Genomic DNA, 25701 nt, shown 5'->3' on the forward strand with positions numbered 1-25701 from the left:
GAGCCGGCCACATCTGTGTGCTTTGAAATCGAACGAGATCAGAAAGAACGTCACAGTCATGTGCTCGGCTTCGTGAACTTAAGCAACGAGGCCGACCGCGATGGCTGAGATCAAGCGAGAAGAAAAAGCCCGGAATTGCTATTAAACAATTCCGGGCGGAATCTCACCATGAGATTCAACATGAGATCGGGGAGGAAACGACGAAGCCCGGAACCTCAATCGTTGAGATTCCGGGCTTTTTGTCGGGCTAGCGGGATTTGAACCCACGACCCCTTGACCCCCAGTCAAGTGCGCTACCAAACTGCGCCATAGCCCGTATTCGGTTTTACTGTCATTTTATCGACCTGACGATCATAGCCCACTTGTGGAATTAAATTCCACTTGGGAGCAGTCCCACGACAATAAAACGGCTTTTGTCACATCCTCGACACAAGATCAGCGTCGATCAGCTTGAGGATTTCCTCCACGACACCATCAATTCCCAGACCAGTAGAGTCGACGACATCTACGCCTTCGGCCGGTGTCATGAACTCAGAAACCTTGGAATCGGCAGCGTCTCGTTTGCCCACTTGGTCGCGGACAGACTCCAAAAGTTCGTCAGTGACCTTCCCGTGAAGTTCCAATGTGCGTCGACGGAGGCGTTCTTCCTCGTCAGCAAGAAGAAGAACTCGCACGTCAGCATCGGGGCAGACAACGGTCGTAATATCTCGCCCTTCAGCAATCATGCCGGAACCGTTAGCGCGGGCCTCCATCATGCGTCGGCGCTGTTCGCTCGCCATCCACTTTCGAACCGGCAGGTTCGTCGACACCTTCGGAATGGCCAACGCAATACGAGGTTCACGGATCGCCGCTGTCACGTCCGTGGCGCCGACATGGAAAACTGGGCTGACCGGATCAGAGTCCATGATCAGTGGCATTTCGTCAGCCAGAGCGCGGACTCTCTCCTGATCATCAAGATCGATCTCACGATCAAGCGCATACCACGTGAGTGCGCGGTACATCGCGCCAGTATCGAGATAGCCAATGCCCAGACGTGAGGCAAGAGTTTTGGAGATCGTTGATTTACCAGATCCTGCGGGACCATCGATGGCGATAGTGATGCCAACGTGGCTAATAGCGTCGCGTCGAGAGTCATCAGTGAAAGTCATTGTGTCCTCCATACCCATGTTTCAGTTTGAGTAGTTGATGAGTCGCCATCCGCGACGTTCCAAGTCAGCCTCAGCTTCACCAACGCGCGCCGGATCAATCATGATTCGAGCTAAGCCCACCTGCTGACCAGCAGAGTGTTCGAGCACAAGGTCTTCAATGTTGATGTCAATCTCGCCAAGCTCGCTGAAAAGTCGGCCGAGAGCACCGGGCGTGTCGGGAATCAGCACCTCGAGTTCGCCGTAGCGACTGGGGGCTCCACCGTGTTTGCCAGGAATACGCGACACTCCCCTGTTGCCTGCTTCCATAACGCGGTTAACGGCTCCGACGATGCCACCGCGAAGGGGGCCGCGCTGGTTCGCAGCATCCAGGTGAACGATCAGATCATCGAGGTCACAGCGCAAAGCTGTAAGAATCGAGGCAACAGGTCCGGCATTACCGGCTAGAATCGCGGTCCACAGGCGAGGGTCCGAGGCAGCGATACGGGTTGTGTCACGTAGTCCCTGCCCCGCCAGGTTCATTGATTCAGAACGTGCCTCTTCAAGACGTGCGGCGATCAGGGACGACACCAACTGTGGTACATGCGAGACAAGCGCCACCGACTCATCGTGAGTCGACGCATCCATTTCGTAGGGAACAGATCCGACGTCAGTTGCCAGAGTGCGCACGGCGAGGACTGCTGTTGGATCCGAGGTTTCGTGTGCGACGACAACCCAGGGGCGACCGTAGAACAGGTCAGCATCGGCGGCGCCGGCGCCTGATCGCTCACGACCTGCCATAGGGTGCGAACCAACGTAGCGTGAAGCGAGTGTTGGATCGCCCTTTGCGGTGCCAGCTTCAAGCACCCCCTGTGCAACGGCCTTCTTTACTGAAGCAACATCCGTAACGAACGCGGACGGGAATCGTTGCAAGGCCCCGACTACGCAGACGTCTGCAACATCCGGTGGCGTAGCTACAACAACCAAGGCGGGTGTGACATCGCTGGCCTCGGAAAATGGGAAGCCAGCACCGATATCTTGCGCGAGGCGCAATGAAGTTGGTGAAGAATCCTCGAGATATACGTCGACACCTGCCGCGCGGAGATTCAATCCGAGCGAAGCGCCCAGCAAGCCCGATCCAATAATCAGGATCGGGCCGGTTGTGGCGATAGGCCGAGTGGGCATCAGAGACCCACGGAAGAGTACAGAGCGACCAGAGCGTTGCCCTTCACGCGACGTGTGGTGCCCGGTTGCAGGCGATCCAGGTGGATCGGGCCGAATGCGGTGCGCACGAGTTCACGAACCGGGAAGCCAACCTCGTCCATCATGCGACGAACCAGGCGGTTTCGACCTTCGTGAACAACGATCTCAACGGTCGTGATGTCACCGTAGGTGTCGACAACGCGGAAAGAGTCAACGGCAATCGGACCGTCTTCCAGCTCGATTCCGTCAAGCAACGTGCGACGAATGTAAGGCTTCACTTCACCGTGCAGACGGGCAACGTAGGTCTTCGGGACTTCGTACGAGGGGTGGGTCAGACGGTTCGCGAGTTCCCCATCGTTCGTCAGTAGCAGAAGGCCGGATGTGTCGATATCGAGTCGACCGACGTGGTACAGGCGCTCCGGGTAGTCTGCGATCAGGTCTAAGAGAGTCGGGCGACCTTCGGGGTCAGACATCGTGGAGACAACGCCGACGGGCTTGTTGATTGCCAGGACGATCGGCTTCGTGTCTGAGAAGAACACGCGCTCACCGTCAACGTGAATGACCTGCTTCGTTGGATCAACGCGCATGCCCTGGGAACGCACAACCTGACCATCGACCTGAACACGTCCGTCCGCGATCATCTCTTCGCCAGCGCGCCGCGAAGCGATTCCCGCCTGAGACAGTGCCTTCTGCAGGCGAATACCGCCCTCAATGTAGGGATCGTTCCTCACAGCTGTTCCTCCAGTTCGTCCAGCTCATCGCTGTCCGGCAAATACGGTGCCAAGGGCACCAGGTCATCCAGGGATTTAAAACCCATCTTTTCTAAGAATTCGCGCGTCGTTCCGTACAGGTGCGCGCCCGAATCTGTCTCACCGACTTCTTCGATCAGACCTCTAGCTACAAGCGTACGCACTACGGCGTCAACGTTCACGCCTCTAATGTGCGAGATACGCGACCTTGAGATTGGCTGGCGATAGGCAACGACGGCTAAAGTTTCCAGTGCTGCCTGTGACAGACGCGACTGCGCACTGCCCACAATGAAGCGCCCAACGAGGCTGGCCCAGCGCCTCGCGGAGTAGATTCGCCATGCTCCCCCAGTTTGGCGTAGTTCGAAACCTGCCGTTCTCTGCCCGTTTTCTCCGCGGTACGAGGCCGATAAGGCGCAAAGGGCGTCATGCACTGTTTGGGGATTAACGTGGAGAGCTTCAGCTAGGTCGCCAACATCCACGGGTTCTGGAGCTACCATCAGGATAGCTTCGAGCGGAGCGAAGAGTTCTTCGTAGCCTGACATTTCAGCGGTATCAGTCATTGCTCGTCTCCTGTTCCCTGTCGAGGTGAGCCCCATATTCTGCTTCGTCAATGTCAATGTCTGTATCGTCAGCGCCCGTCCAGGTCAGGATGAGTTCTGCAAGCGGTTCGTCTTGAGCGACCTCGAGCGCACGCCTCCTAAACAGCTCGAGAACGGCAAGGAACCTGGAAATGACGACGGCGCGCGACTCGGCGTCCGCCACCAGATCGGCAAACGTAAGGCGAGAGTAGTGTTTCAATTTGCTTGCAACAACACGTGCTTGCTCGCGCACCGGAACGACCGGGTCATGAAGGTGCGTGGTGACCACTTCAGGCTCGACGGTTGTAAATGCGCGGACCGCGGCGTTGAGCAGGTCGTTCGGACGAACCTCCCACTTTAATTCTGGGAGGAGGGCTGCGAACTGGGGTTCAAGCGGAACCTGGCGAGGAATGTAGCCGGCGTTGTCATCCAATACTGATTCAATGTCAGCTGCCACCATTTTGAAAGCACGGTATTGCAACAGGCGTGAGAATAAGAGGTCGCGTGCCTCTAGGTCTTCAGATGCGATATCTGGGTCAGCTTCAGTTCGTGGTAAAAGTGACGCTGCTTTGATATCGAGAAGTGTCGCCGCGACGACCAAGAATTCGGTAGTACGAGACAGATCTGGAAAGATCCGCATATGAGCGATGAACTCGTCGGTGACCTCGGCCAGCGATATTTGAGTAATGTCAAGACGTTTGCGCGTGATCAGCTGAAGGAGAAGGTCAAATGGTCCCTCGAAAACGTCCAGGGTGACACGGAAGTCATCTATCGCCCCCTGTTCGACTGCGCTGGGCTCAGGCGGCGTCACCACGGGCTACGACCTCACGTGCAAGACGACGGTATGCACGAGCACCGGGATGATTGGGCGCGTAGGTAATAATCGGCTCGGTTGCGACCGATGCGTCAGGGAACTTCACAGTACGAGCAATATGCGTGGTGTAGATAAGATCACCGAATCTCTCGTCGAGGCGAGCAAGAACCTCACGCGAGTGCAAGGTGCGCAGATTGACCATCGTCGGGATGATTCCATCGATCTTCAAACGCGGATTAATGCGGTCGCGGACAGTTTCAATGGTGTCCACAAGAAGGGCAACACCTCTAAGAGCGAAGAACTCGGTTTCGACGGGAATAATCACGCCGTGCGCGGCGGTCAGGGCATTTACTGCAAGCAGACCCAGCGACGGCTGGCAGTCAATGAAAATCACGTCATAGTCGTCTTCAATATGACGGATGACGCGAGCCAGCGCGGATTCGCGGGCCACTTCGTTGACCAGTTGGACTTCTGCCGCTGACAGGTCGATGTTGGCGGGGATAATGTCGAGGCCGTCAAGCAAGGTGTGGCAGATAGTGGAGCGGACATCTGCTTTGGGGTCAAGCAACAGGTTGTAGATCGTGCAATCCATGTCCAAGGTATTGATTCCAAGACCAACGGATGCGGCACCTTGGGGATCAAGGTCGACGATCAGTACTTTTCGACCGTATTCGGCAAGAGCTGCAGCCAAGTTAATTGTGGTGGTGGTTTTGCCGACACCACCTTTTTGATTGCATACGGCAATCACCCTGGCCGGACCGTGTCCGTTCAGGGGTGCTGGAATCGGAAAACCTTCGGTGTCATCTGCGATGTCACCGTTCAATGTTGGCTGCACGTCTTTCGTCACACCTCAATGTTAGTTCATGTTCGCTAGTTCGCGTGGGTGGCCTTTGCTCGCGGATGTGCCAGCTGGTAGACCTCTTTCAAGGTTGTTGGTGTGACTCGTGTATAGATCTGGGTTGTTTGCACTGATGCGTGACCAAGCAGTTCTTGGACGTCACGAATCGATGCTCCACCTTCCAACAAATGCGTTGCGAATGAATGGCGCAATGTATGGGGTGAAACGTCTTCATCAATCCCAGCCCTGTCTGCAGCGCGCTGGATTATTTCCCATGCGCTTTGACGTGAAAGCGCCCGGCCTCGTGAATTCAAAAACAGAGCGGGACTCCCCTGCCCGCGCTGGGCGAGCACAGGACGGGAGCGCACAATGTACGCCTCGATTGCCGCTTTCGCGTACGAGCCGAGGGGCACAATGCGTTCCTTACGCCCTTTACCAAAGAGGCGGATAACGGGAAGCTCTTCGTCAAGGTCAAGATCATCAAGTGCAAGACCGACAGCCTCTGAAACGCGCGCTCCTGTCGCATAGAGCAATTCCAACAGCGCACTGTCGCGCAGGCTGATCACGTCATCTCCGACTCGGGCAGCGTCAAGCAACGCGCTCACCTGCTCAACTGACAGTGCGTGAGGAAGGTGACTCCCCTGTTTCGGCGAAGTAATGCGAGCGGCCGGATTATGAATGTCGGGGCTGGTCGCCGAAACAAATGTGTGGAAGCTACGAATCGCAGCACTTGCCCGCGCAATTGACGAGGCCGCCGCTGGCTTGCCACTCAGCGTGCCTGCGCTCAGGTCGGCGAGGTGACGTTCGATATCAGCAGACGTGATCGTTTTCAGGTCGCTCAACCCGTGACTTTCAAGGTCTAAGCGATAGCGCTCAATATCGCGTTTGTAGTTGGAAACCGTGTTGATCGACGAACCTCGTTCAACCCGCAAATAGCCAAGCCACTCGTCAATGTACTCACCGATTTCGCTCACGCACTCAGCCTAGTGGCACTCCGACCCTAGATCCGCAAATACCCGCCCTACGAACGCCCGTGTGTTCCAACACCGATGGGCGGCCTCGTGAATCGAAGACGAGGGCGAGGCTCGAATGAGACACTATCGAGGCGTTGAGTCCATCTGCTCAGGTAGGCGCGTATCTGAGGGAGAACAATTGCCAGCGACACGTGCACATGTGAGCAGACTTTCCCCTCAACTGTTCGATTTTCTTTCGCTAAACTAGCAATCGTAAAAAGAATGCCCCAATGATGGGGCCTAACCCGGCTGGAGGCCGAAGTGACACTCAAGTGGGACGCAATTGATGACCGTGCAGTGACCACGGCAAAAATTCTTGCTGCAGACGCCGTTGAACAGGCAGGATCCGGACACCCAGGCACTGCGATTTCCATCGCACCGGCCGCATACCTGCTCTACCAGCGCCACATGCACATTGACCCGAAGGATGATCGCTGGCTCGGCCGAGACCGCTTCGTCCTGTCGGCAGGTCACTCCTCACTCACCCAGTACGTCCAGCTCTACCTAGCAGGCATCGGCCTCGAGCTCGATGACCTCAAGACCCTGCGCACCGCAGGCTCCCTGACCCCGGGGCACCCGGAGTACGGCCACACCAAGGGCGTCGAAATCACCACCGGCCCGCTCGGCACCGGCATTGCTTCCGCCGTCGGCTTCGCAATGGCATCGCGACGTATGCACGGCCTGCTGGATCCGGAAGCTGCCCTCGGCGAATCCGTCTTCGACACCAACGTCTACGTGCTCGCTGGCGACGGTTGCTTCGAAGAAGGCGTCTCCGCTGAAGCCTCCTCGCTTGCAGGCACCCAGAAGCTCGGCAACCTGACCCTCATCTGGGACGACAACCACATCTCCATTGAAGACGACACCAAGATCGCCTTCTCCGAAGACGTCCTAGCACGCTACGAGGCCTACGGCTGGCACGTCCAGCGCGTCAACTGGCTGCAGGAAGATGGCTCCTACACCGAAGACGTCGCAGCCCTCTCCGAGGCACTCGACGTTGCCAAGGCTGTCACCGACAAGCCGTCCATCATCGCAGTTCGCACCCTGATCGGCTGGCCGACCCCCGGCAAGACCAACACTGGTGGCATCCATGGCTCCAAGCTCGGTGGTGAAGCACTCTCCGGTCTCAAGGAAGCCCTCGGAGCTGACCCGGAGAAGATGTTCGACGTCGACGTTGAGGCAGTCGAAGCTGCACGTGCGAATGTTGCCAAGCGTTGCGCCGAATACCGCAAGGATTGGGACGCACGTTTCGAGGCATGGAAGGCAGCGAACCCCCAGCGCGCAGAGCTTCTTGAGCGTCTGCAGTCCGGCAAGCTCCCCGAAGGCTGGGAAGAAGCACTGCCGACCTTCGAAGCTGGCAAGGCAATCGCAACCCGTGCAGCATCGGGCACAGTCCTCAACGCGATCGCCGAAGCTATTCCGGAACTCTGGGGTGGTTCTGCTGACCTTGCAGGTTCGAACAACACCTACATGAAGGGCCAGCCCTCCTTCCTGCCTGAAGGCGCATCCTCCGACGCATTCCAGGGCAACGAATTCGGTCGCAACATGCACTTCGGTGTCCGCGAATTCGCCATGGGCGCCATCATGAACGGCATCGCAGCCGACGGCCTCACCCGCCCCTACGGTGGTACGTTCTTCGTGTTCTCCGACTTCATGCGTGGTGCTGTCCGCCTCGCAGCCCTCATGGATCTGCCCGTCACCTACGTGTGGACGCATGACTCCATCGGCGTTGGCGAAGACGGCCCGACCCACCAGCCAATCGAGCACCTCGCTTCCTACCGTGCAATCCCGAACCTCGCAGTGATTCGCCCCGGCGACGCAACCGAAACCGCAGCTGCATGGCGAGCAGTCCTCGAGCAACGTCACCCGGCTGCCCTGGTTCTCTCCCGTCAGAACCTGCCGAACCCGGCACGCGGTGAAGGCACCGAGCTTGCCACCGCTGACGGCCTCGTCCATGGCGCATACGTGCTCGCTGACACCGAGGGCACCCCGGACGTCATCATCATGGCTTCCGGTTCCGAGGTCTCCGTGGCACTCGAAGCACGCGAAGCACTCGCGGGTGAAGGCGTGAAGGCTCGCGTCGTGTCCGTGCCCTGCCTCGACTGGTTCGAGCAGCAGGATGCAGAATACCGCGAAGAGGTTCTACCGTCGGCCGTCAAGGCTCGCGTTAGCGTCGAAGCAGGTATCGCTCTGCCCTGGTACCGCTACCTTGGCGATGCAGGTCGCGCAGTCTCCATCGAACACTTCGGTGCCTCGGCACCCGGTGACTTCCTGTTCAAGGAATACGGAATCGATGCTGACCACGTTGTTGCGGCTGCTAAGGAATCGATCACAGCTGCACGGTGAAGCCACCTTTTAGTTAAGGTGTAACCCGCTGAAATACAACGGACGTAGCCACAGGGGAACATCCTCTGTGGCTACGTCCGTTTATATAGATAGCTGTGCTGTTCCGGCTTAGTCGCGTCCGGCAAGCTTCAACAATCACATAGCGCTGGGGCGTGCCTTTTGGCACGCCCCAGCTACTTTAAATATTCGCATTAGACGGGAGCTTTTAACTCCCCCCTCCCCTGGGTGTCTAACCGCATGAATGAAACCAACGGTTCGTATGCAGAACCTGAGGCGAAATCGTAAGCAAATCCATCACGGCATCACGCTTTCTTCCATGCCAAGATCAGCCTTGAATAGAAGCATCTTCTACGCATTCTCATAAGATCAAAAACTGAGTCTTGGATGGCAACCTCCTACTGGTGTCATGGAATCCCGCGTTCGATTTGCTATCGCAAACTGTCAAAATAAAATCCAGAAGACACTCAGAATTCTCTAAATATTTTGCCAGATTTGGCAGTTATTTATAGATAGTCATTTTTGACACGTCGGTTTTAGGGAGCATGTTTCACCAAAGAACAGTTCTCTAAAGTATGAGTAAAGGAGAGAACTGAGTGTCTAAACCTTCACGAATCGTGGGGCTTGATGTAGCGCGCTCACTCGCGATCATCGGAATGATAGTTATCCACATGGCCTCGCTACTTTGGAGTACCAAAGTAATACTCTCTGGCCTACCCGCATCATTATTTGCCGTCATCGCCGGCGTGACGATGATGATTATTGGACGAAACTACACCAGCACCACTTTCTTGCGGCTGATAGCCCGAGGCGCTTTAATTATCCTCATCGGCCTGGCACTACTGCCCGTGGGTGGACAAATCCAAGTGGTCCTCATCGTAATGGGCCTGGTAATGATCCTAGTTTCCTGGATGCCCGCATTGGGAACGTGGTGGAGGCTCGGTCTATTTATTGCCGCCACAATCGCCGCAACAATCGTGTACGCCCCCATCGAACTGCCACAGATTTATCCGCTATTGGCATGGATTGCATACTTCATCGGTGGCATGCTTCTTTTTGATGTGTACCTGCGCGACCGACTACAGCGCACCCCCGATGCGAACAGCACCCCTCACACTCGACTGAGCTGGATCGTAACCGCTATCAGCGTTGTCATCGCTGGTATCGGCATCTACTTCCGATTTGACCCAAACATTCCCAGCTGGCTCAGCTTTACCGGTCACACCGGCGTCCTAGGCGAAGTTATCCTCGCCGTTGCGGTTGCATCCGTAGTGATTCACCTGTGCCTGATTGTAGGAGACCACTCTCGAATCGTGGCCTATCCTTTCGCGGCCATGGGAACAATGTCGCTAACCATTTACATTCTGCACATTCTTACCGCTTTCTACTGGCAGCAAAAGGTCGCGTTACATTCCACTGTGTCAGCAATCGGTTTCATCGTATTTTTCCTCATCGCAGCCAGCCTGTGGAAGAAGTTTGTAGGACAGGGTCCTGCTGAGAAACTCGTTGCCACCACGATCAAGGCCATTGTTCCTTCTAAGAAAGGGAATTAACCGTGAAAAAATCACTTTTTTCGGTCGCTGCCATTGTCAGCGCCACCCTGCTCATGACTGCCACTCCGGCTCTCGCACTCGAATATGGCGAGCCGGCGCCAGAAAATGCGGAAAGCAGTTCCGTTGCCGCGCTCAAAATGGGCAAAATCGGTAGCTTTGGTGACTGCACGGGCACACTCGTTGCCGACCAGTGGGTACTCACAGCCCGCCACTGTCTAGAGTCAGTCAACAATGAAGGCACCCAGGCACGCATCGCTGGAAAGGTCTACAACGCTGATTCCTGGGCTCTTTCGCCCACATCTGACGCGGGGTTACTTCACCTGACTGAGAAAGTGACTAACGCAACCCCCGCAAAAATCTCCCACGATATTCCAACCCCAGGGCAGACGGGAACTCTTTACGGTTGGAGTAGCAGCTCGTCAATGGCACGATCTGGACAGCTACCAATGGCCACAATGGTTGTCAAAGAGCTACTAGGTGGCGCGCCTTCCGGTTCTGACACGCCGAGTGCTCCCGAAACTCCTTCCGATTCCAAGGCACCTACCGGCGCTGATGCGTCTACAGAGACTGCCCCGCCACAGGCTCCACAGTCAAAACCTGGAATGACAGAAACTGGCCAAACCGAGTCTAATCCTGAGGGGATGTCGGAAGGCCCAGCCGACAACTCCATACAGCCTAGGATCGAAACCTCTATCTTGGATGTGCAGTCAGTTTCTGGAGCTGGCATGCAGGGTGGTGACTCCGGTGGCCCGTTCTTTGTCGACGGAAAGCTTGCGGGACTTGCTACCGCCGCTGGAACTGCCAATGGGGATCCGGACCTTCCCTCCCCTAGTGCTGCAATCACCACAGTTGCAGGCACCGCCGAATGGATCGACAACATTATCTCTGGCCGCGACACCCAAAGCGTTCTAACTGCAGAAAACACTCCTGCACCGCCAGAGAACATTCAAACCAGTAGCGATAACATTTGGGGCTACCTTGCGATCGCACTCGTAGGCCTTGCTGTGGGAGCAATCGGCTCACGTATCCGCAATGCGCGCCAGTAAGGATTCCTACCGGACTGTCGAGCGAATAGACATTTCACCCTTTGAAGCCGTCTCCCAGAAAACTGGGTGACGGCTTCAAACATTAGCTCTTTTACAGTCATGCGACCCGTATCTGCCCCCTTGCCTTCAGCAGACCCGTTAGTACAAAAGCGGCGGGTTAATCCCAACAGGAATTGTAGCTGCCCGTTGGAATTAACCCGCCTGGAGGAATTCCACCCGTCGCTAGTGCGAAACCGGGTGGCCGATTAGGCGTTAAACGCCTGCTCTATGCGCTCGTGCGCGGCCCAGATCTGCTCGGGAAGATTCTTGAACTGTGCAAGGTGTTCGCGGCGGTAGCTCATCTCCTTCTTCCACAGTTCGGCGTCGATGGAAAGAAGCTTATCCAGATCGGCGTCGTCACCTTCGAAACCATCAAGATTCAACTCTTCCTTTTTCGGCAAAATACCTACTGGCGTTTGCACGCCCTCAGCGCGTCCTTCCTTAACATCTAGCAGCCAAAGCAGTGCCCGCAGGTTGTCGCGGTAGCCAGGCCAGAGGAAGTGACCGTCTTCCGGATCGCGTTGGAACCAGTTCACGTGCGCAAAAATGGGCTGTTCCTTCGCGGAACCAATTATCTTCAACCAGTGGGCCGCATAGTCCCCTTCGGGGTAGGACATGAAGGGGCGCATCGACATCGGATCGTAACGCAGCACGCCCTCCTTGCCCTCGGCCGCGAAAGTAGCCTGGGCGCCCAGGGTCAAGCCGTCGTAAACGCCCTCGGTTAGGTCGGTGATTGCCCGGATAAGTGGCTCCCGGTCCTTTACTCGCCCGCCAAAAATGATGGCGTCAATTGGCACACCTTGCGGTTCTTCGTAGTCGGGGGCCACGTTGGGCACGTTAGCCAAAGACGTGGTGAAGCGGGAATTGGGGTGTGCCCACTCGTCGCCCTTGGCCTCGGAGCGCTGCCGATCGGCCGGGCGGTCGGAAATCTTTTCGCCCTTCCAATCCAGCCATCCGGTAACATCTTCGGGGTAATCCGGGGTCTTACCTTCCCACCACAGCTCTTGGGTTTCGGGGTTGTAAGCGACGTTGGTGAAGAGCGTCTTAGAGCCTTCTTTGATGGCGTCCATGGCGGTGGGATTAGACTTCCAGTTGGTGTCCTTTGCCACGCCGAACGCGCCGTATTCGGGGTTCATGCCGTAAATCTTGCCGTCTTCGCCAACGTGCAGCCACACGATGTCATCGCCGTAGAAGTAAACTTCGTAGCGGTCACCCAAGGCGTCCGGGGCTAGCATCATAGCGAGGTTGGTTTTACCGGAAGCTGAGGGGAAGCCACCGCACACGTAGTAGGTGCGATTCTTGAGCTTATCCTTAATCCCGATCAGCATGAACTGTTCGGAAAGGAATTCCCCGGAAGCCCAGCCGTCGTAAGAAGCTTGGCGCAGACCGTGGGCGATCTTCCCAAGTAGCGCGTTGCCACCGTAGGAGGAACCGAAGTGCAAAATTGTGCGCTCGTCGGCTACCGTGGCAAACAGACGCTTATCCTTATCGGTGCCCTGCCCCAAGTTCTCCAGGTCGCCGGTCACGTGCACTGCACGCACAAATTGTCCCGAATCTTCCAAATTGTTCAGGTGTTCTACACCAACCCGGGCCATGCGGATCATGTGAAGAACCACGGTGAGGTTGTCGGTAAGTTCCACCCCGCGAGCCCACTTTTCTAGCGGCGCTTTCGGCGGTGCCATCAGGTAGGGCACCACGTACATGGTTTTACCCCGGGAGGCGCCCTTCATGCTTTCCAGTTGCCGGGCAGTTACTTCCGTGGCGTCGTGCCAGTTGTTGTAGATTCCGGCTTCTTGTGGCTTGTGAGTGGCTACGACGGTGCGTTCCTCGCTACGCGCCGTGTCCTTGTAGTAGGAGCGGGAGTAGTAGAGTCCCTCGCCCGCAGGTGCGATCTCACCGGTGTCTAGGCCTTCGGCGATGAGCCGATCGTCATCCTTTGCGGAAATGACTTCAATGGCATCGGGTTCGGTAATTCCGGCCCAGTACGCTACGTACTCAGCCACTGCAGGATTTTCCAGCCCGGCATCGCTGAGGATCTTGGCAATGTTATCCATATTCATCTCTCCTAAAATTTCGGGTATCCGAAAATTAAGTTCAGCATACCCGAATTTTTGAAGCGAATTTGGACTTATGTCCCGCCTGGAAGAAATATGGTTTACATCGGAATAATCCTGGGTCTGCTGAAGGTTTGGTTGAGTCCAAGACTGCATAGCTGAGGGGCTGTGCTGGAAGGATGAACACCATGTCCCGTTATAGTGACGAGTTCAAGCGTGATGCGGTCGCGCTTGTTGAATCGGGTATCGCGCAAAACCAGGGTGTAAGGGATCTGGGGGGTCTCGAAGTCTGCTCTGCAATCCTGAGTACGTGATTCCAGGTTCCAGTCGTATGGGATGACGCCCTCGACCGATTCTGATGAGCGACGCGAGATGTCGGCCGCGTTGAAACGGATCCGTGAGCTCGAGATGGAAAACGAAGTGCTACGTCGCGCGGCTGCCTATCTGTCGAAGGCGCGTATCACGCCCCCAAAATGATCTACCCGCTCGTCCGAGAGCTGGCCGCGACCGGAGCCCGGGTTCGGGTGCCGATCGCGGTGACGTGCCGGGTACTTGGCTTCAGTGAACAGGCCTACTATCAATGGCTGAAAGCCCCGAGATCCGCGCGCGAGGTCGAGGAGGAAGACCTCATCGGGGCGCTGCGCCAGCTCCACGAAGACGACCCCGAAGGCGGCTACCGAGTTCTGGCCGATGATCTGCACGACCTCGGCTACAAGATCAGCGAACGGCGCGTGTGGTGGCTCTGCCATCTCGCAGGTATCCAGTCGGTGATCGTGACGAGGAAGCGCCGCTACCCGCAGGCTCAGCAAGCTGACACCGGTCGAGTTCGAGACCATAACGAGAAGCGCCGTCGCCCTGGCGACATAAACCCCCGGACTCAATCAAACCTTCAGCAGACCCTTCACAACCGATCAGCATTGCTGAACCAACAGGAAGATCATAGAAAACCAGTAACCGAAACCTGGCTCAATCCGTGCTCGGTCCACGAAATCCACGAAACACGGGCGTTAAAAGTGTACGGCTCCGTTAGGCCGTGTACTGGAGGGCTATGCGATCTTCCGGATGACGATCATTCAGATAGAGGACGGCCAGGAAGAACCACTCCGCTGGTTTCATCAAAAACCACACAGCATCAGCCGCCCACTGCGATCTGATCAGCTTGGCAATCGGGAAGCCATACGTGTCATATAAGCGTCGAATAACCCGATGGGTTCTGGGCACACGCTCTTCCAGCATCTGCTCAAACGCATTTGCCACAAGCAACTGGCGATTGACAACTACCGGCCGTCCATGACGCAATCCCATGCGAATCGGCTTTACCACCGTTCGGTGTCCGCCAGCCGCCACGGTGCACAGGTAGTGTTCGTCAAAATACACGTTTTGCGGGGCAACCTGCTGTGACAGGTTCCAATCACTGGTCTCTGTAAACGCCCTCACCACTAAGCTCGGCGATTGGCCAAACAAAGCTAGAATCCCGACCAGCACGGCAAGCAGCGGGAGCGCCGCTACAAACCCCAGAAGGGGCCAGCGTTTCGCATCAGCCACCATTGCATCCAGTGTGCTCAATATCGAGGAGCCATCAATGCGGCCTCGTCTGTCTTCATCAGCTTCGTAGGCTCGAACTTGGATCGCAACTATTTTCACCACAATCGCAAGAACAGCCAGCAAAGGTAGAACTAACAGCGCGTCTAGGCGCTTTTCAAAGGTGGTGATCTGAATAGTCCACGCCAGGCCGAACGCGACGCCCAAGTAGAGCCCCGCAATCGCAATCACAACTACGAGGGGCGGCAACTGCTTGGCCTCGTTGAAGCGCAAAATGAGGAACCCGAATACGAACAGTAACGAGATGAACAGCACGTGTGGCCATGCCCGCGTGTAAATCGGCGCATGAGTTTGATAGTTTGCCAGCTGAACGTGCCAGTCCGCAGTAGGCACAACCTCTTTGAAGAACCCTAGGTATCCGAACTCATAAACCGCTAAGACACACAGGGTCCAAACGTCCAGGCCTGCATCGAGAACCGGCAGGTCCTTACCACTCCCCGCTTTGGCCGCACGGATTATTTGGCTGACAGTCAGCGCTACTGGGTAACCGACCACGAGTGCGACGAGGGCTCCTCCAACCAGAATCTGCCCGAGAATCTGACTTGCGCCTGAAGGAGGTTGGGATACGAGGGAGGCAATCGCTCCGGTGATTCCGATCAACAGAGCCAAAACGATTCGCGAAAAAGAGGGGTGCTTGCTGGCGTAGCGGTACAGCTTCACTTGTCCTCCTCTCCTGCAAAACACGATAGCTCGTGTGCGGCACAGGTGGGTTTTTGGTTACGGCGATGACACACGTTTCGGATACTTTGACGTGATTGTGACGAATCCACCTTTTGGCAGCAAGATCCCCATTAAGGATAAAGCCATTCTGGAGCAGTTTGAGCTGGCTCATATCTGGCAGCAGGATAAGAAAAATAACATTTGGACGATGGCCGAACGCCTGCAATCATCTGTTCCTCCGGAGATATTATTCATCGAGCGCTGCACACAGTTCTTAAAGTCGGGCGGTCGCATGGGTATCGTGTTGCCGGATTCTATCCTCGGCTCTCCCGGACTTGGATATATCCGAGAATGGCTAATCCAAAATCATCGCATCATTGCCAGCATTGATTTGCATGCGGATACCTTCCAACCGCGAAACGGAACGCAGACCTCTGTTCTTTGAAGGGACCAGCTTTTTGAACAAGCCGGACTTCTATCAAAAATGCTGGAGCATGTGTTTCTGAGCAAACAAAAGAAGGCGCGGCAAGATCCAAAACCGCTGATCGATAAGGTGGCCAAACGCTATGGGATCTATGCGAACATGCTGGTTGATACGCTTGTTACGATGGACAAGCAGAGTATCAAAAATATTGTTTATGATTGCGGACATATCCGCTTGCCACATTTATCGGAGGATACGCAACAAGATACCATCTTTTCTTATGGGGATAAGGATCCGAATGTCGGACACGCAAGAAGAAGCATCAAGAAACATTATCCCAAGGCAAAATTAAAAATCTGGCAAGGCTATGGACACTGCGAAGAAATGACACAAAACACAGAGGCCTATATGGCTTTTGTAAAAGGATGTATGGATTAAGGAGAATATGGGTTTATGGATACCCTTCGAGCAATACTGGATGGGGTAGCTATCGCTGCTATTTTTAACGGTGCAGTCGCAAGTTTGGTGCTTATAAATCCAAGATGGTTTTTTGACTCTTATCCTAAAGCCATTCAAAAGGCAGCTCCTTTACCCATGACAAAGCAAGAGAAAAAAATAAATCTCATATTAAGCATCGCTCTCACCGGGATGTGTTTTGTTTATTCAGTTGTAAGCCTTTTGCATTCAAAAACTTTTGGTTTTTGGAATTTATTTTGGATGAGCTATATTCACTGGAGCATCTTAAATGCAGGAGATTTTTTGCTGCTAGATTGCCTGTTATTTCAAGGTAAATATAAGGAAAAAATTGTTATTCCCGGCACAGAGGGCCACAAGGACTATAAATTTAAGAATTGGATGAAGCACTTGGCTCTTGCGGAGCATTTTTTGTTCGTGCCATTTTTATTGATACCAATCGTAGCTGTCGTTCAGGCGTTCGTTGTTGAATTTTTGGCAAGTTGATGAGCAATCTGAACCTTTTAACGATTACTGACACTTTTTAACGATTGCTCTCCGAGGGTACGAAAATCGGAAACAGGCATGATGGAAAGAGAGATATATAAAAGCAAAAAATCATACAAAAACTGCCACGAATGCGGGGTGTGACCGATGTAGTCTTCGACTTGGCCGAAGCGCTCTCCCCCAGCTTCCCACTCGCAACGGAATTGCTCAATTTCTCAGTAGTCGCAACCAATGAAGTTCCACCACATAACGACGCTCTCTTTGAAGAGTTCGCCACCGACAAAGAACACTCGCGCGGTGGGCATCCCGGTATTCGCGATACGGAGTTGGGTCTTGCCGACGCCCGTGTACACAAGGTGTGTGGGCTTGACGTTGATGCCGTCTGCCGAACAACGCACCGTTTTCGTATGAACAGATGCTCGAAATCGACCTTGATCCAGCTTCACCGGGTATCAGCGCTGAAGACCAGCAGGCGTTTTCCCGTTACGTACCGTTGAACCCCCACAAACAGGGCATGCCACATTAGCCATGGATCAACCATGACCCACACCGACCTGCCTAGCCGAACCTCTATAACCAAACCCCTGCTCAAACAAACCCACCCACGCCGCCAACCGGTCATCAGTCAACTGAGAACCCGAATGCATACAAATCCCCCGGAAGAAAAACTGAATAAATCAGTCCAACTTCCGGGGGACAGATCACGCGCGGTTGGAGCCCAAACTTTCGAAAGACTAACGGGTCAGAAAACCCACTTTTGCATCAGACCGTAGGCAACGATGCACACGACCCACACGATCAAAATGCCGAGGGTGATTCGGTTCAGGTTACGCTCTGCAACACCGGATGAACCGGCGGTAGACGAAATGCCACCACCGAACATATCGGAGATACCGCCACCCTTGCCCTTGTGCATAAGGACCGTGAGGGTCAGCAAAAGGCTGGTCAGCACGATGAGGACGAGCAGGGTAATTTTGAGTGCGGTCACTGTTGAATCCGATTCTTGAATAGGCGATACACGCGTAAGCGCATCGCTGAAACGTAACTGTCGCTAGTCTAGCGGGTTAAAGCCCGAGGGAGCCAACCGGCAAGCCGGTTGACTCCCCCTTCAGAGCCAATTGTTAAGAATTGCTCAGGCGTAGAAGCGTGCCATCTCGGCGAAGGAATCAGCCTTCAGCGATGCGCCACCGATGAGTGCACCATCGATGTCGGGCTGAGCCATGAGTTCCTTGATGTTGCCCGGCTTTGCCGAACCACCGTAGAGAACGCGAGTTGCTTCAGCGGTGTCTGCACCGAAGTCTTCAGCCAGTGCTGCACGGATTGCACCGCAGACTTCCTGTGCATCTTCGCTGGTCGCGGTTTCGCCAGTGCCGATTGCCCAGATGGGTTCGTAGGCGATGACGATCTTGGCGACGTCTTCAGCGGACCAGCCAGCGAGTGCTGCGCGGATCTGGCCGAGGACGAACTCAACGTGGGTGCCGGCCTTGCGGATTTCAAGGGCTTCACCGCAGCAGAGGATCGGAGTCATGCCTGCGTCGAGGGTCTTCCGTGCCTTCGCACCAACGAGTTCGTCGGATTCGTTGTGGTACTCACGACGCTCCGAGTGGCCCATGACGACGTACGTACAGCCGAGCTTGTCGAGCATAGCGGTGGAGATTTCACCGGTGTATGCACCGTTGTCGTGGATGGAAACGTCCTGTGCACCGTACTTGATGCCGAGTTCATCGGCGTCAACGATAGTCTGAACGGTACGGATGTCAGTGAACGGAGGAATAACCAGGACCTCACACTTGGAGTAGTCGTGGTTGTGATCCTTCAGTTCCATTGCCAGGCCCTGGACAAGGTGATTGGCCTCGAGGTGATCGAGGTTCATCTTCCAGTTGCCGGCCATCAGCGGGGTACGTGTCATTTTTCAGTCCTCCAGAACTGCAATACCCGGCAGAACCTTGCCCTCGAGGAGTTCGAGGGAAGCGCCACCACCGGTGGAAATGTGGGAGAAGGTGGATTCGTCGAAGCCGAGGGTACGAACTGCAGCTGCAGAGTCGCCACCACCGATGACGGAGAACATATTGCCGTCAGACAGTGCCTGAGCAACTGCCTTGGTGCCTGCTGCAAATGCCGGGAATTCGAAGACGCCCATCGGGCCATTCCATGCGATGGTCTTCGCCGATGCAATTTTTTCGGCGAAGAGCTTCTGCGATTCAACGCCGATATCGAGGCCCATCTGGTCATCCGGAATAGCGTCGACAGCAACGTTGGTTGCCGGTGCGTCAGCTGCGAATTCGGGAGCAACGACGACGTCGACCGGGAGGATCAGTTCAACGCCACGCTCTGCTGCTTCGGCGATGTAGCCCTTCACGGTTTCGATCTGGTCTGCTTCGAGCAGGGACTTGCCGACCGAGTAGCCCTGAGCTGCAAGGAAGGTGAAGGCCATGCCGCCACCGATGAAGAGGCGGTCAGCCTTCTTCAGCAAGTTGGCGATAACACCGAGCTTGTCAGAAACCTTGGAACCGCCGAGGACGACACCGTAGGGACGCTCCGGGTTCTCAGTTGCCTTGCGCAGGGATTCGATTTCCTTCAGAACCAACAGGCCGGAAGCGGAAGGAACGAGCTTGGCGATGTCGTAGACGGAAGCCTGCTTGCGGTGCACAACACCGAAGCCATCGGAGACGAATGCGTCGCCGAGTTCTGCGTATGCCTTGGCCAGTTCTTCGCGTTCTTCGTCAACCTTGGAGGTCTCGCGTGCGTCGAAGCGGACGTTTTCGAGAAGAGCGATTTCGCCTTCTCCGAGAGCTGCAACGGTAGCCTTGGCGGATTCGCCAACAACGTCGCCTGCAAGGCTGACGGGGGCGTCGATGAGTTCGCCGAGACGAGCTGCGGCAGGTGCCAGCGAGAATGCCGGATCGACCTTGCCCTTCGGGCGACCGAGGTGAGCCATGATGATAACCTTGGCGCCAGCCTTGGTCAGCAGGTTCAGAGTCGGCAGTGCTGCGCGAATACGACCGTCATCGGTGATGACACCGTCCTTCAACGGAACGTTGAAGTCAGAACGAACCAGAACGCGCTTGCCACGCAGTTCGCCGAGAGTTTCGATGGTCCTCATAGAACCAACCTTTCATTAAAGGGGCGGAGTATCCGCCCGAAAATCGTGAGTACACAAGCGCCCGCACACCTCATAGGGGTGCGCGGGCGCAAGTGTTTGCTGCTCACAGCGTACGAGGTGCGATTCAGGCGAGCTTCGAGCCAACCAGAGCGGTCAGCTGGACGAGGCGGTTGGAGTAGCCCCACTCGTTGTCGTACCAGGACAGGACCTTGACGAGGTCGCCGATGACCTTGGTCTCGGATGCATCGAAGATCGAGGAGTGCGGATCGCCGACGATATCGGTGGAAACGATCGGATCTTCGGTGTACTCGAGGATGCCCTTGAGTTCGCCTTCAGCAGCAGCCTTGACTGCAGCGTTGAGGGATTCAACGGTGACGGGCTTCTCTGCCTGGAAGGTGAGGTCGGTGAGGGAGCCGGTCGGGGTGGGAACGCGGACTGCGAGGCCGTCGAACTTGCCAGCGAGCTCCGGGAGAACCAGAGCAACAGCCTGTGCCGCACCGGTCTTGGTCGGGATCATGTTCAGTGCTGCTGCACGTGCACGACGGAGGTCCGAGTGCGGTGCGTCAAGGACGCGCTGATCGCCGGTGTAGGAGTGGATGGTGGTCATGATGCCACGAACGATGCCGAACTCCTGGTGGAGAACCTTGGCCAGCGGTGCGAGGCAGTTGGTGGTGCACGAAGCGTTCGAAACGATGTTCATCGTTGCGTTGTCGTAATCCTCGTGGTTCACGCCCATAACGAAGGTGCCGTCAACATTCTTCGCCGGAGCGGAGATAACGACCTTCTTGGCGCCAGCTTCGATGTGAGCTACAGCCTTGGTGCCATCGGTGAAGAAGCCGGTGGACTCGACAACGACCTCAACGCCGAGCTCGCCCCAGGGGAGGTCGGCCGGGTTGCGCTGTGCGAGGACCTTGATGGCCTTGCCGTTCACGATAATGGAGGACTCGTCGTAGGAAACTTCACCATTGAAACGACCGAGAATCGAGTCGTACTTGAGAAGGTGAGCGAGAGTCTTGGTGTCGGTGAGGTCGTTCACTGCAACGATCTCGATGTCCGCGCCCTGCTCGAGTGCTGCGCGGAAGAAGTTGCGTCCAATACGGCCAAAGCCATTGATGCCAACGCGGGTGGTCACTATTGTCCTCCTGCTTATGCCCTGCACGGGCACGTTTTCGAATGTGCAACCGGTATCCGCACGGTGCGAATCCGGCCCGCAGTTATCTGCGGTTCTAGCAAGACCCAATTTACACCCCACGGTGGTCTACGGCACCTTCAGTGGACGAACCCCTGCGTGGCAATAATAACGTTCGTGGCTTGAGGTGGACTAAAGTCCTCAGTCGTCCTCGAGCATTTCGATCGTGAGTGCAGCTTCCGTATCCGGAATCCCACGATCGTGAGCAACCTTGTCAGCCATGGCCAGCAGGCGACGAATACGACCAGCAACAGCATCTTTCGTCAACGGCGGATCCGTGTGCTTTCCCAGTTCCTCCAAGGACGCCTGCTTGTACTTCAGACGCAGAGTTCCCGCTTCAAGAAGATGAGGCGGAATGTCGTCGCCGAGGATTTCGAAGGCACGTTCTAGTCGGGCTCCCGCGGCTACAGCAGCACGCGCAGAACGACGCAGGTTTGCGTCATCAAAGTTCGCCAGACGATTCGCCGATCCGCGGGCTTCGCGCTTCTCTCGACGGTCCTGCCACGTCTTCTGAGTAGAGGAAGCACCCATCTTGCCAATCAGTTGTCCGATGGCCTCTGAATCGCGGACAGAGACGCGGTCCGTGCCTCGTACTTCTTTCGAACGTGCAGCGGCGCCCAACTTTCGCGCACATCCGACCATAGCAAGCGCAACCTCGGGTCCCGGGCATGTCACTTCCAGCGAAGTCGAGCGCCCGGGCTCCATCAGCGACCCACGCGCAAGGAACGCTCCACGCCAGACCGCGGCCGCTTCACCGTTCCCCGACGCTACTAAGGTGGCGGGGAGACCGCGTACTGGCCGGCGAAGAGAATCGACAAGACCGGTCATACGAGCAAGCTCGTCAGCCTTATGCACAACGCGAACAACAAAACGCTTACCGCGACGCAGCGAACCACCTGAAACAACGACAACCGTTGATTCAGCGTTGTAGAGCGTCTGCAAAAACAGGCGAAGACGGAGCGCCGCTGCGGGGGTATCCAGTTCTGCTTCGATCAGAATGTGGCCGGAAACAAGGTGCAGTCCACCAGCGAACCGCAGAATCGCAGCGGTTTCAGCAGCCATCTCAGACTGAGTTTGTGGCGCAACGCGCGCAAGTTCGTCTTTTAAATCAGTAGTTAGTGACACGTTCATTTCCTCAGATGTCGCTTCAGGGCAGCCAAGTCTCGGTTTTGCCGACTTCTCCAAGGAAGCCGTCAAACGCATCCCTCAGCGCTGCGGCAAGACGGAGCGGGTCGTGGTGCGGTTGTCCATCACCGGTACGAACCTGTCGAAGTAGCACGCGAGCGCCCACCCCCTCTGAAGCAACAATAAGGTCGTCGACATCATCGATGGCGGTTGGATCGGCAATAATCACATCCAGTTTGAAATCTGGAGCATAGTCGCGGATCACGCGAACATGATCGGCAGTGGTCATACGATCTGTCTCGCCACGCTGGCGCGATAGGTTCAAGATCAACGCACGGTGGGCATCGGTCGTCACAAGTGCACGGTGAACGTCTGGCACCAACACATGCGGAATCACGGACGTGTACCACGAGCCAGGACCAAGCAAAACCCAATCCGCCTGTTCGATCGCCGTCCCAACTTCTGCTGGAACACGCGGGCTTTTGGGAAGAAGACGAATATGTTCGACAGTTCCTGGCGCAATCGCCACCTTCGACTGTCCCGAAACCGTGTACTTACGTCCGTCATCATCCATGTCCGCTTCGATCTGGAGAGGATCGATGGACATTGGAAGCACACGGCCACTCGCACCAAGCAGGCGCCCAACCCAATCAAGACCCTCAACCGGGTCGTCAAGCAACTGCCACAAGCCGGAGATCAAAAGGTTACCTAAAGCGTGCCCATTCAACGGCCCGGTTGTTTCAAGACGCGTTTGCAGGACATCGCGCCACGTCAGACCCCACTCGGTTTCTTCGCAGAGAGAGGCAAGAGCCATGCGAAGATCACCGGGGGGCAGGATCTCCATCTCTTGACGCAGACGACCTGATGATCCCCCATCATCGGCGACGGTAACTACCGCAGTCAGCGATCGCGTGATGTGGCAAAGAGCGCGCAGAGTGACGGAAAGACCGTGGCCACCACCGAGAGCGACAACGGAAGGACCGGTTTCTCCGCGTAGTGTCCAACCTGCTGCATCGACGTATGACATTTACTCTCTCCCGAGGTCACGGTGGTGGACTCGGACAGGATAGCCGTTTTCACGAAGCCTGTTGGCAATCAGTTCCGCACATGCGACCGAGCGATGCTGACCGCCGGTACATCCCACGGCAATTGTTGCGAATGGTTTGAGCTCACTAATGTAGCCCTGAAGCATGGGGGCAAGCAGGTCCGCATATGACACAACGAACTGTCGAGCTCCGGGCTGATCCAGCACGTAATCCGCAACCGGCTTATCGCGACCGGTCAGATGACGGAGTTCATCCACCCAGTACGGGTTCTTCAAGAAACGCACGTCAAGCACATGATCAGCGTCAATCGGGATTCCTCGTTTGAAGCCGAAAGATTCAACTGTGATTTGGAGCGGACGATCGCCCTCTCCCGCAACGACATCGCGGATATGACGCGTCAGGTCATGGACGGACATATTCGACGTGTCAATCACTTCATCTGCGATGCGACGAACGGGAGCAAGCATGCGTCGTTCGGCTTCAATGCCGTCCAGGATTGTCTTCTGCCCCTGCAGCGGGTGTGGGCGACGGTTGGACTCGTAGCGTTTCACCAGAGTGCGTTCGTCTGCCTCGAGGAAGATAACCCGGTAGGCGACACCCATTTCTCTCATTTGATCCAGCGTCTTCGTCAGATCGGCAAAGAATGTGCGTGAGCGTACGTCAACGATTGCTGCCAGACGGTGGACGCCTCCGCCTGCCGGTGACATCATGCCAACCAACGCGGGCAACATTGAAGGTGGCAGGTTATCAACGACGTACCAGTCGAGGTCTTCAAGCGCTCTGCCTGCCCCGGTACGTCCAGCGCCAGATGCACCGGTGATGATGAGGACCTCGTTCGATGCTATGGGGGCAACGACCGGGCTGTTCATGTCAAGCAACGGGATGCCTGCAGGTACGGTTGGCGGGTTGTTATCGAGTTCGTCAGTCATGGTGTAACTATCGCACTTTTCAATTGTTTTCGCCGGGTAGCGACGTTGCTTCAACAAGCGTGATAGCGTCGGCTCCTCGATTTGCGCGCTCGAGTGCCAGGTCGCTGCTGGCACCGCTTGCCAGAACAACGCCGACTCGACGACCGGCTCGTGTGACGGGCTTGCCGAATATTCTGACTCCATCGGCCTTGGACAAGGCTTCGGCGACGCCTAGGTATTCGGGGTGTTTGAGGGGTTTTGTTGATTTGATGACTGCAGATGCACCCGGTGTGCGTAGCGTCGTATCGACGGGCAGGCCGAGGATTGCGCGGACGTGAAGCTCGAACTCAGACTGTGCTTGGGACACCATAGTGGTCATGCCAGTATCGTGCGGGCGTGGGGATAATTCCGAGAACCAGACGTCGTCGCCCTTGATGAAGAATTCGACGCCAAAGAGGCCGAGAGCAGGCGATGCTCCGTTGGATGCCAATGCGTCTGTTACGAGCTTCGCCATGGCCTGACAGCGCTCAAGCGCCAGTGGCGAAATCGCTGCCGGTTGCCACGATTCAACATAGTCACCGTTGACCTGTCGGTGTCCGATGGGACTGCAGTAGGACGTTTCGATCGATTCGCCATTCCACCAGCGGACGGTCAGAAGCGTGATTTCGCAGTCGAACCGTACTTCTTCTTCGACGATAACTTCACCAGTTTGAGAGCGGGCGCCTTCCTGAGCCGCATTCCAAGCCTCATCAACCTGTTCCTCGGAGGTAATGCGGGACTGTCCGTGGCCAGACGATGACATTGTTGGTTTGATGAAAGCAGGCAGGCCGGTGTGATTCAGTGCCTCGCGAATATCATCGGCGCTTGAAGCAAAGCGGAACTGAGAAGTGACAACACCATCGAGGCTCGCAGCAAGGCCACGAATGCGATTGCGATCCATCGTTGCTTGGACGGCAAATGCGTTGGGCACGATACGCGTGTCCTGATGCGTTGCTTCAAACTTTGCCAGTGCGTCAGTGGCGATTGCTTCAACTTCGGGGACAACAAGGTCTGGTTTCACCCGGTCGAGCAACGCGAAAAGCTCGTCATCATCCGACATATCGAGAACCGCGTACTCGTCGGCGACCTGCATCGCGGGAGCTACCGGGTAGGCATCTACAGCAATCACGTATACGCCGTAGCGTTTCAGACAGATTGTGACTTCTTTTCCTAGTTCTCCGCTACCCAGCAACAAAACGCGACACGGAAGATGAAACGCCGGCGTCATAGTGTGCTCCCCGTTGGTGAATTGAGTTTTCTTCAGGTTAGTGGACCAAAGCGCGCGTGTGCGGGT

At 56.0% G+C, this 25701-nt stretch carries 24 protein-coding genes, 1 tRNA gene and 1 pseudogene; 7 read left to right on the forward strand and 19 right to left on the reverse strand.

Annotation, left to right across the window (positions count from 1 at the left end; all coding sequences use genetic code 11):
• Positions 1-242 precede the first annotated feature (242 nt).
• From HMPREF9241_RS04185 to xerD, 8 genes are all read right to left on the reverse strand, one after another.
• A tRNA-Pro gene (locus tag HMPREF9241_RS04185) sits at positions 243-316 on the reverse strand.
• Between the two features lie 100 nt (positions 317-416).
• Positions 417-1148 carry a (d)CMP kinase gene (gene cmk, locus HMPREF9241_RS04190; protein ID WP_006681033.1) on the reverse strand — a complete coding sequence of 244 codons (732 nt, stop codon included), beginning with the start codon at positions 1146-1148 and terminating at the stop codon, positions 417-419.
• Positions 1149-1169: 21 nt separating this feature from the next.
• The gene (locus HMPREF9241_RS04195) at positions 1170-2309 is read right to left on the reverse strand and encodes a prephenate dehydrogenase (protein WP_006681034.1); all 1140 of its coding nucleotides are present in this window, start codon (positions 2307-2309) and stop codon (positions 1170-1172) included.
• Positions 2309-3058: a pseudouridine synthase gene (locus HMPREF9241_RS04200; RefSeq protein WP_006681035.1), complete on the reverse strand. Its 750-nt coding sequence runs from the start codon at positions 3056-3058 to the stop codon at positions 2309-2311. The genes HMPREF9241_RS04195 and HMPREF9241_RS04200 overlap by 1 nt, the downstream gene beginning before the upstream one ends.
• Complete coding sequence (gene scpB / locus HMPREF9241_RS04205; RefSeq protein WP_006681036.1) at positions 3055-3636, reverse strand: SMC-Scp complex subunit ScpB; 582 nt, start codon at positions 3634-3636, stop codon at positions 3055-3057. Before scpB ends, HMPREF9241_RS04200 begins: the two co-directional genes overlap by 4 nt.
• Positions 3629-4468, reverse strand: a complete 840-nt coding sequence (locus HMPREF9241_RS04210; protein WP_006681037.1) for a segregation and condensation protein A — start codon at positions 4466-4468, stop codon at positions 3629-3631. Before HMPREF9241_RS04210 ends, scpB begins: the two co-directional genes overlap by 8 nt.
• Complete coding sequence (locus HMPREF9241_RS04215; RefSeq protein ID WP_040318539.1) at positions 4452-5315, reverse strand: ParA family protein; 864 nt, start codon at positions 5313-5315, stop codon at positions 4452-4454. Before HMPREF9241_RS04215 ends, HMPREF9241_RS04210 begins: the two co-directional genes overlap by 17 nt.
• A 23-nt stretch (positions 5316-5338) precedes the next feature.
• On the reverse strand, positions 5339-6280 hold the full coding sequence (xerD, locus tag HMPREF9241_RS04220; RefSeq protein WP_006681039.1) for a site-specific tyrosine recombinase XerD: 942 nt from the start codon (positions 6278-6280) through the stop codon (positions 5339-5341).
• Positions 6281-6580: 300 nt separating this feature from the next.
• Here xerD and tkt point away from each other — a divergent pair, with 300 nt between their 5' ends.
• The 3 genes from tkt to HMPREF9241_RS04235 all read left to right on the forward strand — a co-directional run bounded on the left by tkt (position 6581) and on the right by HMPREF9241_RS04235 (position 11258).
• Entirely contained in the window at positions 6581-8662 is a 2082-nt protein-coding gene (gene tkt / locus HMPREF9241_RS04225; RefSeq protein ID WP_006681040.1) for a transketolase, read from the forward strand.
• Positions 8663-9255: 593 nt separating this feature from the next.
• Positions 9256-10212 (forward strand): DUF418 domain-containing protein, encoded by a 957-nt coding sequence (locus HMPREF9241_RS04230; protein WP_006681041.1) that lies wholly within the window; start codon positions 9256-9258, stop codon positions 10210-10212.
• Between the two features lie 2 nt (positions 10213-10214).
• The gene (locus HMPREF9241_RS04235; RefSeq protein ID WP_006681042.1) at positions 10215-11258 is read left to right on the forward strand and encodes a trypsin-like serine protease; all 1044 of its coding nucleotides are present in this window, start codon (positions 10215-10217) and stop codon (positions 11256-11258) included.
• Between the two features lie 245 nt (positions 11259-11503).
• Here the strand turns inward: HMPREF9241_RS04235 and HMPREF9241_RS04240 are convergent, their stop codons facing one another.
• Complete coding sequence (locus tag HMPREF9241_RS04240) at positions 11504-13351, reverse strand: phosphoenolpyruvate carboxykinase (GTP) (RefSeq protein WP_006681043.1); 1848 nt, start codon at positions 13349-13351, stop codon at positions 11504-11506.
• A 188-nt stretch (positions 13352-13539) separates the two neighbouring features.
• On the opposite strand from HMPREF9241_RS04240, the pseudogene HMPREF9241_RS09625 reads away from it, so the two are divergent.
• Positions 13540-14163, forward strand: a pseudogene (locus HMPREF9241_RS09625) (transposase); the annotation flags it as partial.
• Between the two features lie 214 nt (positions 14164-14377).
• Here the strand turns inward: HMPREF9241_RS09625 and HMPREF9241_RS04255 are convergent.
• Entirely contained in the window at positions 14378-15613 is a 1236-nt protein-coding gene (locus tag HMPREF9241_RS04255) for a DUF6688 domain-containing protein (RefSeq protein ID WP_006681046.1), read from the reverse strand.
• A gap of 34 nt (positions 15614-15647) precedes the next feature.
• On the opposite strand from HMPREF9241_RS04255, the gene HMPREF9241_RS04260 reads away from it, so the two are divergent.
• Genes HMPREF9241_RS04260 through HMPREF9241_RS04270 form a run of 3 tightly spaced genes read left to right on the forward strand, consistent with a single transcriptional unit; the run spans position 15648 to position 16997 of the window.
• Entirely contained in the window at positions 15648-16058 is a 411-nt protein-coding gene (locus tag HMPREF9241_RS04260) for an Eco57I restriction-modification methylase domain-containing protein (protein ID WP_040318541.1), read from the forward strand.
• Positions 16059-16109: 51 nt separating this feature from the next.
• Positions 16110-16475 (forward strand): hypothetical protein, encoded by a 366-nt coding sequence (locus HMPREF9241_RS04265; RefSeq protein WP_131367638.1) that lies wholly within the window; start codon positions 16110-16112, stop codon positions 16473-16475.
• 15 nt (positions 16476-16490) lie between these two features.
• Positions 16491-16997: a hypothetical protein gene (locus HMPREF9241_RS04270; RefSeq protein WP_006681049.1), complete on the forward strand. Its 507-nt coding sequence runs from the start codon at positions 16491-16493 to the stop codon at positions 16995-16997.
• Positions 16998-17449: 452 nt separating this feature from the next.
• Here the strand turns inward: HMPREF9241_RS04270 and HMPREF9241_RS09785 are convergent, their stop codons facing one another.
• From HMPREF9241_RS09785 to purT, 9 genes are all read right to left on the reverse strand, one after another.
• Positions 17450-17527, reverse strand: a complete 78-nt coding sequence (locus tag HMPREF9241_RS09785) for an IS1/IS1595 family N-terminal zinc-binding domain-containing protein (protein WP_424133818.1) — start codon at positions 17525-17527, stop codon at positions 17450-17452.
• Positions 17528-17739: 212 nt separating this feature from the next.
• Positions 17740-17985 carry a preprotein translocase subunit SecG gene (secG, locus tag HMPREF9241_RS04280; protein ID WP_006681051.1) on the reverse strand — a complete coding sequence of 82 codons (246 nt, stop codon included), beginning with the start codon at positions 17983-17985 and terminating at the stop codon, positions 17740-17742.
• A 144-nt stretch (positions 17986-18129) separates the two neighbouring features.
• Positions 18130-18906 carry a triose-phosphate isomerase gene (tpiA, locus tag HMPREF9241_RS04285; RefSeq protein ID WP_006681052.1) on the reverse strand — a complete coding sequence of 259 codons (777 nt, stop codon included), beginning with the start codon at positions 18904-18906 and terminating at the stop codon, positions 18130-18132.
• A 3-nt stretch (positions 18907-18909) separates the two neighbouring features.
• The gene (locus HMPREF9241_RS04290) at positions 18910-20100 is read right to left on the reverse strand and encodes a phosphoglycerate kinase (RefSeq protein ID WP_006681053.1); all 1191 of its coding nucleotides are present in this window, start codon (positions 20098-20100) and stop codon (positions 18910-18912) included.
• A 124-nt stretch (positions 20101-20224) separates the two neighbouring features.
• Positions 20225-21232 carry a type I glyceraldehyde-3-phosphate dehydrogenase gene (gene gap, locus HMPREF9241_RS04295; protein ID WP_006681054.1) on the reverse strand — a complete coding sequence of 336 codons (1008 nt, stop codon included), beginning with the start codon at positions 21230-21232 and terminating at the stop codon, positions 20225-20227.
• 198 nt (positions 21233-21430) lie between these two features.
• Positions 21431-22414, reverse strand: a complete 984-nt coding sequence (gene whiA / locus HMPREF9241_RS04300) for a DNA-binding protein WhiA (protein ID WP_006681055.1) — start codon at positions 22412-22414, stop codon at positions 21431-21433.
• 22 nt (positions 22415-22436) lie between these two features.
• Positions 22437-23441: a gluconeogenesis factor YvcK family protein gene (locus HMPREF9241_RS04305; RefSeq protein ID WP_006681056.1), complete on the reverse strand. Its 1005-nt coding sequence runs from the start codon at positions 23439-23441 to the stop codon at positions 22437-22439.
• On the reverse strand, positions 23442-24389 hold the full coding sequence (rapZ, locus tag HMPREF9241_RS04310; RefSeq protein WP_006681057.1) for an RNase adapter RapZ: 948 nt from the start codon (positions 24387-24389) through the stop codon (positions 23442-23444).
• A 19-nt stretch (positions 24390-24408) separates the two neighbouring features.
• The gene (purT, locus tag HMPREF9241_RS04315) at positions 24409-25635 is read right to left on the reverse strand and encodes a formate-dependent phosphoribosylglycinamide formyltransferase (protein WP_006681058.1); all 1227 of its coding nucleotides are present in this window, start codon (positions 25633-25635) and stop codon (positions 24409-24411) included.
• Positions 25636-25701 lie beyond the last annotated feature (66 nt).

Source organism: Schaalia turicensis ACS-279-V-Col4, assembly GCF_000296505.1.
GTDB classification, from domain to species: domain Bacteria; phylum Actinomycetota; class Actinomycetes; order Actinomycetales; family Actinomycetaceae; genus Pauljensenia; species Pauljensenia turicensis_A.